General features: G+C 67.6%; 14 protein-coding genes and 2 rRNA genes. 7 read left to right on the forward strand and 9 right to left on the reverse strand.

All coding sequences use genetic code 11. The features are described from left to right. Positions 1-51 precede the first annotated feature (51 nt). A complete protein-coding gene (locus tag HYU53_17925) occupies positions 52-516 on the forward strand; it encodes a hypothetical protein (protein MBI2223072.1) in 465 nt (154 codons plus the stop codon). A 58-nt stretch (positions 517-574) separates the two neighbouring features. On the opposite strand, the gene HYU53_17930 is transcribed toward HYU53_17925, so the two are convergent. Then, on the reverse strand, positions 575-724 hold the full coding sequence (locus tag HYU53_17930; protein ID MBI2223073.1) for a lmo0937 family membrane protein: 150 nt from the start codon (positions 722-724) through the stop codon (positions 575-577). A 1-nt stretch (position 725) separates the two neighbouring features. After that, positions 726-1,175, reverse strand: coding sequence for a response regulator (locus HYU53_17935; protein MBI2223074.1), 450 nt, complete (start codon positions 1,173-1,175; stop codon positions 726-728). Positions 1,176-1,238: 63 nt separating this feature from the next. Between HYU53_17935 and HYU53_17940 the strand changes: the two genes are divergently transcribed. Next, complete coding sequence (locus HYU53_17940; GenBank protein MBI2223075.1) at positions 1,239-1,790, forward strand: hypothetical protein; 552 nt, start codon at positions 1,239-1,241, stop codon at positions 1,788-1,790. 1,674 nt (positions 1,791-3,464) lie between these two features. On the opposite strand, the gene HYU53_17945 is transcribed toward HYU53_17940, so the two are convergent. Genes HYU53_17945 through HYU53_17955 form a run of 3 tightly spaced genes read right to left on the reverse strand, consistent with a single transcriptional unit; the run spans position 3,465 to position 6,992 of the window. After that, a complete protein-coding gene (locus HYU53_17945; protein MBI2223076.1) occupies positions 3,465-4,316 on the reverse strand; it encodes a xanthine dehydrogenase family protein subunit M in 852 nt (283 codons plus the stop codon). Continuing rightward, a complete protein-coding gene (locus HYU53_17950; GenBank protein MBI2223077.1) occupies positions 4,313-4,777 on the reverse strand; it encodes a (2Fe-2S)-binding protein in 465 nt (154 codons plus the stop codon). Before HYU53_17950 ends, HYU53_17945 begins: the two co-directional genes overlap by 4 nt. After that, positions 4,770-6,992: a xanthine dehydrogenase family protein gene (locus HYU53_17955; protein ID MBI2223078.1), complete on the reverse strand. Its 2,223-nt coding sequence runs from the start codon at positions 6,990-6,992 to the stop codon at positions 4,770-4,772. Before HYU53_17955 ends, HYU53_17950 begins: the two co-directional genes overlap by 8 nt. 29 nt (positions 6,993-7,021) lie before the next feature. Between HYU53_17955 and HYU53_17960 the strand changes: the two genes are divergently transcribed. Beyond that, a complete protein-coding gene (locus HYU53_17960) occupies positions 7,022-7,510 on the forward strand; it encodes an asparaginase (protein MBI2223079.1) in 489 nt (162 codons plus the stop codon). 29 nt (positions 7,511-7,539) lie between these two features. On the opposite strand, the gene HYU53_17965 is transcribed toward HYU53_17960, so the two are convergent. Then, a complete protein-coding gene (locus HYU53_17965; GenBank protein MBI2223080.1) occupies positions 7,540-8,241 on the reverse strand; it encodes a site-2 protease family protein in 702 nt (233 codons plus the stop codon). Positions 8,242-8,243: 2 nt separating this feature from the next. Further along, positions 8,244-8,693 (reverse strand): hypothetical protein, encoded by a 450-nt coding sequence (locus HYU53_17970; GenBank protein MBI2223081.1) that lies wholly within the window; start codon positions 8,691-8,693, stop codon positions 8,244-8,246. Between the two features lie 134 nt (positions 8,694-8,827). Between HYU53_17970 and HYU53_17975 the strand changes: the two genes are divergently transcribed. The 4 genes from HYU53_17975 to HYU53_17990 all read left to right on the forward strand — a co-directional run bounded on the left by HYU53_17975 (position 8,828) and on the right by HYU53_17990 (position 10,688). After that, on the forward strand, positions 8,828-9,175 hold the full coding sequence (locus HYU53_17975) for a hypothetical protein (protein MBI2223082.1): 348 nt from the start codon (positions 8,828-8,830) through the stop codon (positions 9,173-9,175). 13 nt (positions 9,176-9,188) lie between these two features. Continuing rightward, positions 9,189-9,569: a type IV pilin protein gene (locus HYU53_17980; protein ID MBI2223083.1), complete on the forward strand. Its 381-nt coding sequence runs from the start codon at positions 9,189-9,191 to the stop codon at positions 9,567-9,569. Next, the gene (locus tag HYU53_17985; GenBank protein MBI2223084.1) at positions 9,570-10,127 is read left to right on the forward strand and encodes a zinc ribbon domain-containing protein; all 558 of its coding nucleotides are present in this window, start codon (positions 9,570-9,572) and stop codon (positions 10,125-10,127) included. A gap of 69 nt (positions 10,128-10,196) precedes the next feature. Further along, complete coding sequence (locus HYU53_17990; GenBank protein ID MBI2223085.1) at positions 10,197-10,688, forward strand: nuclear transport factor 2 family protein; 492 nt, start codon at positions 10,197-10,199, stop codon at positions 10,686-10,688. Between the two features lie 270 nt (positions 10,689-10,958). On the opposite strand, the gene rrf is transcribed toward HYU53_17990, so the two are convergent. Then, positions 10,959-11,075, reverse strand: a 5S ribosomal RNA gene (gene rrf / locus HYU53_17995). 144 nt (positions 11,076-11,219) lie between these two features. Further along, a 23S ribosomal RNA gene (locus HYU53_18000) occupies positions 11,220-11,782 on the reverse strand; the annotation flags it as partial.

Genomic DNA, 11,782 nt, shown 5'->3' on the forward strand with positions numbered 1-11,782 from the left:
GCACAGGGCGCCGCGACCGCGGATGGCGCACCGTTCCAAGAAGGCGCCTGGTTGCTCACGCTTTCTGCGGCGACGCTCGTCGAAGCCTGGAACTACAACGCATCCCGCGAGGAGATATATCTGGTGTCCGGAGGCCTGCGCCACGAGATCGGTAGCCGCCTCTCGGCGGGCGGCGAGCTGATCACCGCGTACGTGTCACAGCGCGGCGTGGACTCGTTCGCGGTGGGCTGGCTCGGGGGCGTGAAGTGGAAGTTCTACGGCCGTGCTCGACGAACCCTCTCGCTGGACCTGGACGTGGGCATGGCTCGATCGGAGATCGCCACGCCGCCTCGCGGAACCCGGTTCAACTACTTGTTCAGGGCCGGGCTGACGGCATCAGCCCCGGTGCGGGCCGGCGTGCACGCCTCGATCGCCGCCACGTGGCTGCACCTGTCGAACAACAGCCTGGAAGGACGCGGCCGGAACCCGGACATCCAGGCGCTGGGCGTCGCGGCGGGAGTGCTCGTTCCATTCTGACCGTCGGCGACACGGCGCCTCGCCGCAGGCGCGCGTGTCGCCATATGCTCGAGGAGTGTCAGACCACGGTGCGGCGGCCCGCCAGCAGTTGCACGAGAAACACGATACCTGCAATGACCAGCAGCAGGTGAATGAGCCCACCGCCTACTTCGGCGACCAGCCCGATTGCCCAGAGCACGAGCAGGATCACCAGAATCGTCCACAGCATCTCACTTCCCTCCTGACCCGTGACCAAGCATCGGCCGTGCCGTCGCACGCTGAACGGCGCGTTTCGTTTTCAGCAGGCGGTTGAGCTCGGCGAGAACGTCAGCAGGTGGAAGCGGCTTGGTAAGAAATGCACTGCACCCCGCCTCTTCAGCACGCCGCCGATCGTCGGGAAACACGCACGCCGTGAACGCCACGATCGGCAGCTCTGCTGAGAAGCCACGGACCGCTTTGATGAGGTCCCACCCGCTCAGGCCGGGCAACTGCAGATCGACCAACATGATGTCCGGGCGCACTCTAACCAGGCTGCGCAGGGCGGATTCCGCGTCCGCGTGAGCCTCGACCTCGAAGCCGAACGCGTGCAGATATTCCGAGTACCCTTCGCGGCCGTCGCGATCGTCGTCCACGAGCAGGCACTTGGGCATGCGGCGGGCGATGCAAACAGCAGACCTCATGGAACGTGGTCGGCAGGTTGCAAGAGATGAACAGCCGCAGATACGGCGTGGAGGATCGACAACTTGGCTGAGGTCTTTGTGGAGTTCGCGGATCCGATCCGCGGCGAGGATGGAAAGCTGTACCTGGCGCGCGCCTGCGGGGCGGAATCGAGCGGTATGTGGCAGGGATGGATCGAGTTCGAATCCGTGGAGGGCGGGGCGCCCATCCGCTCGCCTCGCGAGACGACGCAACCGAACCGCACTGATACCGAGTACTGGGCCACCGGCTTGAGCCCGGTGTATCTCGAAGGCGCGTTGCGCCGCGCGCTGCATCCGCTGACACTGCGGCAACCGCCCCCGCCGCGTCGATCATCGTTCGAGGCGCCGGCGCCGGAGCCACTGCCGGCACCGCCCGCGGCCGATGCGGTCCTCAATCCGTTTTCCGTCTACCAGAAGGGCGAAGCGCTCCTGCGCCGGCAGCTCGCCGCGCTGTCTGCCTGGCACCTCGTGAACATCGTGCGGGCTTACCGGATTGATACCGAGGGGGCCAATCCAGACGACCTGGCACCGTCAGCGCTGATCGACGCGATCGTGGATGCCGCGCGCCAGCGGTCACGACCGCTGGCCGCCGAATAGCACGGCCGTGGCTCGGCGCGGCCGTTTCTGGTAACGTCCGCCCCATGAGAGCCTGCATTTCATCCCTGCGCCGCGGCGGAGCGCTGTCGCTGCTGCTCTGCCTCTGCACCCTCGCCACTCCGGCCGCTGCCCGGCAAAAGCCTCCCCTCGACGGCCTGGATCAATTCGTCGAACGCGTGATGAAGACCTTCGAGGTCCCGGGCGTCGGCCTGGCGATCGTGAAAGACGGCAAGGTGGTCGTGGCGAAAGGGTACGGCGTGCGCACACTTGGCGAACCCGCGCCGGTTGACGCGAACACGCTCTTCGGGATTGCCTCGAATACCAAGGTCTTCACCGCCACAGCCCTCGGCCTGCTGGTCGAAGAGGGCAAGCTGCAGTGGGACGCGCCGGTCATCGACTATCTGCCCTGGTTCCAGATGTGGGATCCGTTCGTCACGCGGGAGCTGACGGTCCGCGACCTGCTCGTGCACCGCAGCGGGCTCGGTCTCGGGGCGGGCGACCTGCTCTGGTGGCCGGAGTCCACCTACAGCCGCCATGAGGTCGCGCGGCGCCTGCGTTTCATTCCACTCGCGACGAGCTTTCGCAGCGCGTATGCGTACGACAACGTGCTCTACCTGGTTGCGGGCGAGGTCGTCGAGGCCGTGAGCGGCCAGACCTGGGAAGAGTTCGTGCAGTCGCGGATCCTCTCGAAGGCCGGCATGACCCGCAGCAACGTGCGCCACTCCGCCGCCACGGCCGGCGGCAACGTCGCAACCACGCACGCGCGCGTCGACGGCGTCGTGCGGGCCGTGGCCGCGTTCACCAGCGACAACACGAACCCCGCGGGTGGAATTAACGCCTCGGCGGCGGATATGGCGAAGTGGATGAACGTGCTCATCGCTCGCGGCCGGCTGCCGGACGGCTCGCGGCTGTTCTCGGAGCGGACATGGCGCCAACTCACCACGCTGGTGACGCCGATGCCGAATCCGGAACCACCCGCCGAACTTGCGGCGCTAAATTCGGGGTTCCGCGGCTACGCGCTCGGCCTCGAGACACGGGATTACCGCGGTCGCAGGATCCTGACCCACACGGGGGGCCTGCCTGGGTACGTCTCGAAGGTCACGACGCTCCCCGACGAGCAGATCGGCGTCGCCGTGCTGACCAACCAGGAGTCCGGCGAGGCCTTCAGCGCCATCACGTTCTGGGTGCTCGATCGGCTGTTGACGGCACCCCCGCTCGACGCGGGCGCCGACACGGACTGGCTCGCCGCATACACGGCGGTGCGCGCGCGTGGGGAGGCCCGGATTGCCGCCGTCGAGAAACAAGCCGTCGCGGCCCGCGACGGGTCAGCGGCGCCCTCGCTGCCGCTTGCGGGGTACGCGGGCACGTACACCGATCAGTGGTACGGCGACGTGACCATCTCGATGGAAGGCGCGAGGCTCGCGCTGCGGTTCACCAAAACGCCGTCGCTCGTCGGCGATCTCGAGCACTTCCAACACGACTCGTTCGTCGTCCGCTGGCGCGACCGGGAGCTGCGGGCGGACGCCTACGTGACCTTTGCGCTCCATCCCGACGGCTCGATTGACCAGGTGAAGATGCGCGCGGTGTCGCCGGCGACGGATTTCAGCTTCGACTTCCAGGATCTGCTGCTCAAGCCGGCGCGCAAGGCCCCTGAGGACAGGCGGGCGCACGGGTTCACGAACGGAGAAACCACTCCAGCAGGTTTCCGGCGACCCGCCGTCGATACTCAGCCGTCGACCGGAGATCGTCAATCGGCGCGATCTCGGCCTCCAGGGCGCGCCGCGCCTCCGCGATGATCCCGGCGTCGAGCGCGTGGCCGCGGAGCGACGCTTCGGTTCGCACGCAGCGCAGCGGCACCGGCGCCACGCTTCCGCACGCGACGCGCACGTCACGCACGGTCTTCCCTTCGAGGCGTATCGCGGCTGCGAAGCAGACCTTCGAGATCGCCTGCGCGTCGCGCGTGCCCACTTTTCGAAAGCACTCGCGCCAGCCCGAACGGCCGCGCGGCAGCACGATGCGCGCGATCAGCTCGTCGCGGGCGAGATCCATCTCTTTGTAGGCGCGGTGAAACCGATCGTACGGGACGCGACGCACCCCGCGGGCCGAGACCAGTTCCAGCTGCGCGTCGTACACGAGCAGGGCCGGGGGGGAGTCGGCGGCGGGCGACGCGTTGGCGATGTTGCCTCCGAGCGTGCCGCGATTCTGTATGGCGATCCCGCCGGTCTCGGCTGCCGCGCGCACGAGCAGCGGGAACTCGCGCGCGACGACCCCTTCGCCCCTGATCTGCGCGTACGTCGCGAGCGCACCGATCGAGATATGCGTCGGGCTCGCCTGAATTCCCGACAGTTCGGGAATGCCCCACACGCTCACGTACCGCCCGCGTGGAAGCGCGCCGGATTCGAGCAGCACCATCAGATCGGTGCCTCCGGCGAACGGTCTCCATCCGGGTTCGGACCCGACGAGCGCCAGCGCCTCGTCCAGGCTCCCGGCCTGGCGCATGTCGTACGCAGGCAGAAACGCTCTCATCGCACGGCCGCCGCCTTCACGGCCGCGAAGATCCGCATGTACCCGGTGCAGCGGCAGAGATTGCCCGCAAGTCCTTCGCGGATTTGCTCGTCTGTCGGATGCGGATACCGCTCCAGCAGCGCGCGCGCGGCGAGCACCATGCCGGGAGTGCAGATGCCGCACTGCGCTCCGCCTTCATCGATGAAGGCGCGCTGCACCGCGTCCAGTTCGCCGGCCCCTGCCAACGCTTCGATCGTGACGATGCTCGTGCCGGCCGCCTGGATGGCGGGCACGAGGCAGCTGTTCACGAGCGCGCCGTTCATCAGGACCGCGCACGCGCCGCACTCTCCCTCGCCGCAGCCCTCCTTCGTGCCGGTCAGATGCAGGTGCTCGCGCAGCACGTCGAGCAGCCGCGTCATCGGATGCGCCTCGACGCCGACCGGCTCGCCGTTCACGCGGAACGCAATCGTCCGTTCAGGCATGCATTCTCCCGACGGTGTCCATCAGCACCTCGGGCGTCACCGGCAGGCGCGTGAGGCTGACGCCAAGCGCCTGCTCGATCGCGTTGACGATTGCCGGCGCGGCGCCGTCCATGGGCAGCTCGCCGATGCCTTTTGCCCCGCCCGGGCCGTGGGCGTAGGGGATCTCCTCGAAGAAGACCCGGATCGGCGGCAGGTCCATCGAGGTCGGCATGATGTAGTTCGTCATCTGGGCGTTCGCCATCCGCCCTTCGCGCCACACGACCCGCTCGTACAGCGCGTAGCCGATGGCCTGCGCGACGCCTCCCTCGATCTGGCCGGTGGCCAGCGTCGGATTGATCACGCGGCCGACTTCCTGGACGGCGACAAAGTCGATCACCCGCGTTTCGCAGGTGACGAGATCGATCTTCACATCGGCGACGTAGGCCGCCCACGCATACGTGCCGTACGCGTCCCCCTGGTACGTCTCATCGTCCCAGGCAAGGCCGGGCGGCGGCGTGTACTGGCTGACGGCACGCAGCGCGCCGCGCTCCACGATGTAACGGCGGCAGGCGGCGCGAAACGCCTGCGGCAGGTACGCGGCATCGAGCATGCGCGCGTCCACCAGCTTCTGCTTCAGCGCCGCCGCCGCGCGTTCAATGAGGTGGCCCACCACCATGCTCGTGCGCGACGCGACCGTCGGCCCGCTGTCCGGTACCGCGAGCGTGTCGGGCTGTGCCACCTCGATGTCGTCCGGGCCGACGCCGAGCGCATCGGCGGCGATCTGCGCGAACACGGTGTTGGCGCCCTGCCCCATCTCCACGTTCGAGGCAAGCACGCGCACGTGCCCCTCGCGCGTGGCCTCCACGGCGACCCGGGATGCGAGATGCTGCTCGCCCGACCCTGTGAAGCCGGCGCCGTGCATGAAGGTCGCGAAGCCGATCCCGCGGCGCTCGCCGGCGTCGCGAACGCGGTAACGCTCCACCTTCGCGTGATAGTCGGAAAGCTCCAGCGCGCGATCGAGGAGCCGTCCGAGATCGATCTGATCTTTCACGACCTGTCCGACGGCGAGCCGCTGGCCCGGCTTGACGAAGTTGCGCCGGCGGAACTCGTCCGGCGCGAGGCCTGCCGCGCGCGCGGCCCGATCCATCTGCCGCTCGAGCGCGAAGATGCTTTGCGGCGCGCCGAACCCCCGAAAGGCGCCGTGCGGCGGGGCCGTGGTGGCCACCGCGCGCCCGCGAAGCCGGATGTTCGGGCAGAAGTACGGCCCGGCCGCGTGAATCGTCCCGCGCGAGAGCACGACGGGCGAGAGCGTGCAATACGCGCCGCCGTCCACGACGAAGTCAATGTCCATCGCCAGCAGCCGGCCGTCGGCATCAACCGCCGTGCGGTGCCGCGTGCGCGAGGGGTGCCGCTTGGTGGTCGCGGCCATGTCCTCCGCGCGGTCGTAGATCAGCTTCACGGGGCGACCGGCTTTCCACGCGAGCAGCGCGGCGTGCGCGGCCACGAGCGTGGGATATTCCTCCTTGCCGCCGAAACCGCCACCCGTTTCCATTTGCACGATCCGCACGCGATCGGCGGGCAGCGCGAACAGCTCCATCAGGGCACGGTGGATGTAGTAGGGGCACTGCATCGAGCCCCACACGGTCACGCCGATATCGGCGTTCGCCACCGCGATCATGCCGTTGGGCTCGATGTAGAGCTGCTCCTGCGCGCCGGTCTCGTATTCGCCTTCCACGACATGCGCGGCAGACCGGCACGCGGCATCCACGTCGCCAACCGTCACCTGGTAGCGCTTGAAGATGTTGTCGCCGCCCCAGATGACGGTCTCCGCCTTCAGCGCCTCGTCTATCGAGAACACCGGCGGCAGCGGATCGACGTCGATGCGGACGGCACGGCGCGCCTCTTCGAGCACCTGCCTGTCGCGATGCGCGAGGAGCACGACCGGCTCCTCGGCGTGGTTGACGACGTCTCTCGCCAGAAACGGCTGGTCGTCCTCGATGAGCGCCACCCGGTTCGTACCGGGCACGTCATCGGCGGTGGCGACGACGAACTCGCCCCAGGGAATGGCGGGATCGAAATGGATACCGGTGATGCGCCCGCGCGGAACCGCGCTGCGGACGGTGGCGCCGTGGAGCATGCCCGGCAGGCGCATGTCGTCCACGTAGCGCGCCTGCCCCGTGACCTCGGCGCGCCCTTCCTTGCGCGGCACCGAACGCCCGACGAGCGGCTCACGCATCGGGCGAGATTGTACCGTATGCTGAACCCATGGGCGTTCGGATCCTCGTGACCGGCGGCACGTTCGACAAGGAATACAACGAGCTGACAGGCGAGCTGTTCTTCCGCGCCACCCACGTGCCGGAGATGCTCCGCCGCGGGCGCTCCCGCGTCGAGATCGAGCTCGAGAAGGTCATGATGATTGACAGCCTCGAGATGACCGACGCCGACCGCGCGCGCCTCGTCGAGAGGTGCCGTAAAGCCCCCGAGCGCCAGATCGTCATCACGCACGGAACCGACACGATGGCGGAAACCGCCCGCACGCTGGCGCAGGCGCGGATCGAGGGAAAGACCGTCGTGCTGACCGGCGCGATGGTGCCCTACGCCTTCGGCTCGTCGGACGGCCTGTTCAACCTCGGGAGCGCGCTGTCGTTCGTGCAGGTGCTGCCACCGGGCATCTACGTGGCGATGAACGGCAAGTACTTCGAATGGAACACCGTGCGGAAGAACCGCGAGAGCGGGTACTTCGAGGCGGAATGACCCGCGGCGTCGGACGCGACAGCCCCGGCTTACGAATAACTGAGCGCGGGGTGGACCAGCTTGATCACGACGCCGAACAGGGGACCGACGAGCGCCGGAAAGATCCGCCACGCAACCACGAGGCCCGCGAGCTGGAACATCGGGCTTCCGCCGAGCTCGCGCATGCGGCGCGACAGGTCCGGCGGGAGCACGATGCCGATCACCGACGCGCCGTCCAGCGGCGGCAGCGGAATCAGGTTGAACGCCGCCAGGAGAACGTTGAGCATCAGGAGGATCGAGAGCAGCACGCCCGCCAACGACGGCGCGCCGCCGGGGCCGGCGACAACGCCCTCGAAGTTGAGCGATGGCGGCGCGGTGAACCAGCCGGCAGCGAGGCCCGCTCTGAGCGCCAGGAGCGCAATCGCCGCGAGGAGGAGATTGCCTGCGGGCCCGGCGGCGGCCATGAGCGCCTCGCGCTTCGGATAGGCCGCCGCCCAGCGCGGGTTGTACGGCGTGCTCGCCCAGCCAATCGCCCATCCCTGCGTCAGCGCGGTCAGCAGCGGCACCACCAGCATGCCGATGGGCTCCCTGCGGATGTGCGGCAGCGGCGAGAGTGAAACCTGGCCGCCGTGATACGCCGTCGGATCGCCCCCTCGGCAGGCGGCAAACGCGTGCATCGCCTCGTGGACGGTCGTGGAAAAGAGGAAGGCCACGAACCACAGGAACCCGATGAGGAGCCGACCTTCCTCCACGCCTAGATGCCCGCCGCCCGGCCGTACGCCGCGGGTTCCTGATAGATGGAGGCGCCCGCCACAGCGGCAATCGCAAGTTCCATCGCGCCCCACAGGAGGGCGACCGCCGTCACCTGCGCCGGGAACAGGCCCATCGCCACCTGGCTGACGCCCGGGAACACGTACGCCGTGAACCAGATCAGGGCCGCCGCCACGATCGCCGTCTTCGGCCCGGCGCCGAATCGCGGACGAATCGCCGCGTAGGTCCAGATCGTCGCGATCCCCAGCAGGAAGCACAACGCCACGAACACGGCGATGACCCCGCCGGTCATCGGCGGAAGTTGCAGCCGCGCGAACTGCGCGTTGACCTGCGACTCGATCACGACAAGGTTCAGGACCGATTCCCCGATGTTGATCACGAGGCCCGCGACCAATCCCCCCAGCACGGCGCGTGTCATGTTCATCCTGCTCATGCTTCCTCCTGTGCGCGGGTTGTTCGAAGGCGCACATGGTAGCACGTCCCCAGCTCGATGCCGACAAGCGGCGCGAGCTGGATGCGGCCCGAAAGGCGTTATAGTGAGGGGGGGACGGATCTCGGAGATGTCCGATGCATCTGTCGTTCGACCTCGATTCCTCCAGGCTGATCTGCAACGCGACCGACGGGCCCGTCACGGCCACCGCCACGTCCGCGCTCGCGTCGGAAGCGGCGACCGAGTTCCTTGCGGCGCTCCAGGACGCGTGCGACGCCGGCCTCGGCGAGTGCTTCTGGCACGAGCAGGGAGGAGACTACCGCTGGATGTTCTGCCGCCGGGGGGATTACGTGGACGTCGCGCTGATGTGGTGTGACGGCGTCATCACCGGCTGGCGGCATGTCTTCCGCGCCGAGTGCCCGCTCCAGCAGCTGGTGATCGACAGCCATCGCGAGCTGGAGCGGCTTGCCGCCCGCATCGCATGAACGAGGAGGCTCTGTGCGCGCCGTGGCAACGATTGTCGGCCTGGTGATCGCCGCCGGCATCGCGTATGTCGTCTACCAGAATCAGCTCGCGCGCCAGGGCGCCACGGGCGTGCCGCCGCAACAGCAGATCGATCTCGTCGGCGTGCAGGGCGATCTGCTGACGATCGCGCAGGCCGAGCGCCAGTACCTCGCGACGCGCGGCGCGTACGCCACCCTCGAGCAGCTGAAGCAGGAGGGGCTGCTGACGGGCGGATCCGAGCGCCGCGGCTACACCTACACGGCGACGGTGGACGGCTCGACGGCCTTCACCATCACCGCCACGCCCACAGCCGCCGGGAAGACGGGCTGGCCGGTCATGACGATCGATCAGACCATGACGGTGACGAGGCGGTGATTGCCGGCTGACCCGCGTTCGGGCGGCAGCGCGGCGCGTGCCGCCCGCGCCTTCCTGCTGATGCTCCTGCTCTATTGGACCGTGACGTTTGCCGGATCGCGATCGCCCGAGGTGACCGCCGGATCCTTCCTGCATCTCGTCAATCTTGTCTTCCACGAGGCCGGCCACGTCGTCTTGTCGCCGTTCGGGCACTTCATGACCGCGCTGGGAGGCTCGCTGCTCCAGGTGCTCGTCCCGGCGGCCTGCGCCGTCGCGCTCTATCGCGGCGCCGGCGACCGCTTTGGCGCGGCGGTGGCGGCCTGGTGGGCCGGGCAGAACCTCGTCGACCTGGCGCCGTACATCGGCGACGCGCGCGCGCTGCAGCTGACGCTGCTTGGCGGCGCGACGGGCGCCGAGGTCGAAGGGCACGACTGGGAGGCGATCCTCGCGTCGCTGGGGTGGCTCCACCACGACCGCGCGCTCGCCGATGCCGCGCACCTGGCTGGTTCCGTGCTGATGATGGCGGCACTCGCGGCCGGCGGGTGGCTCCTCGGCGCCTCGTTGCGACATAGCGAGTGATGGTCTGGCCACGGCGGGGCGCTCCGTAATATGCTTCGCCCCATCCTGCGAACACCCAAGGAGAACGCCATGCGAAGGATCGTGCTTGTGGCCGTACTGGCCGCCGCCCTCGGGGCGGCGTGCTCGCAGTCGGCCGAAACCCCATTCGGACAGCAGGACGCGGCGCGGATCCGGCAGCGCACCCAGGAATTCGCCCAGGCGTTCAACGCGAAGGATATGCGGAAGCTGCTCTCCATTTACTCGGGAGAGACAGCGTTCATGCCGCCGAACGCGCCGACGCTTCGCGGCCGCGACGCCGTCGGCGATTTCTACAAGGGGATGTTCGACGAGGGGGCCGGCGAACTCTCCCTCGAGTCCAAGGACGTTGGCGGTCACGGTCAACTCGCGTTCGAGAGCGGGACCTTCTCGCTGACGCGCCGCCCTCCATCCGGGCCGGAAACCCGCGACCGGGGGAAGTACCTGTTCATCTGGCGGTTCAACCGCGCGCAGAACGCGTGGCTGATCGACTATACGATCTGGAGCAGCGATCTGCCCGAGCGCGTGGAGATCAGCAGCGACTAGCTTCACGGAGGGACGCACACGATGGCGCGGCCTGCCGGCCACGCCGTCGCCCTCCCGTTCTCGCTCGCGGCCGCGTCAGCCCAAAGCACGCCGCCGCGAGCGCGCCGTTTCTCACCGCGTTCGAATCCCTGGCGCTGCGCGCTCCGACCCGACGTACAATTCCCGCGGGGTCTTCAGTGAAGCGGCGCCCGACCTCGCGAAGCCTGGCGAACTCCTCTCCTCAAATAAAAAAGGCCGCCACATCGTCAGATGGGCGGCCTCGAAGAATACTCCCGGCAACGACCTACTCTCCCACGCAGTTACCCACGCAGTACCATCGGCGGTAGAGGGCTTAACTTCCGTGTTCGGAATGGGAACGGGTGTGACCCCTCTCCTATGGTCACCGGGAAACTTTTCAAAGATAAAAGAACGCGAAGTCGAACATACGCCAACTGCGCGCCGGCTCTTCGACCGAGGTCGAAGAGCCTGACAACTGAATACCCTGCAAACGGTAGTTCTTACCGAACCACTCTTTCGCAATGCGAAGAATCAATGGTCAAGCCTCACGGCTGATTAGTATCGGTTAGCTCAAGCCATTACTGGCCTTACACACCCGACCTATTACCTGGTCATCTTCCAGGAGCCTTCAGAGGCCTTGCGGCCTGGGAGATCTCATCTTGTGGAGGGTTTCACGCTTAGATGCTTTCAGCGTTTCTCCCTTCCGCACGTAGCTACCCGGCGCTGCCACTGGCGTGACAACCGGTACACTAGAGGTGCGTCCAACCCGGTCCTCTCGTACTAAGGTCAGCCCCACTCAAATCTCCTGCGCCCATGACAGATAGGGACCGAACTGTCTCGCGACGTTCTAAACCCAGCTCACGTACCGCTTTAACCGGCGAACAGCCGGACCCTTGGAACCTGCTACAGCTCCAGGATGTGATGAGCCGACATCGAGGTGCCAAACCCTTGCGTCGATGTGAACTCTTGGCAAGGATCAGCCTGTTATCCCCGGCGTACCTTTTATCAGTTGAGCGATGGCCCTTCCACATGGAAACCACCGGATCACTATGACCGACTTTCGTCTCTGCTCGACTTGTGGGTCTCGCAGTCAGGCA

The organism is Acidobacteriota bacterium (genome assembly GCA_016184105.1).
GTDB lineage: Bacteria > Acidobacteriota > Vicinamibacteria > Vicinamibacterales > 2-12-FULL-66-21 > JACPDI01.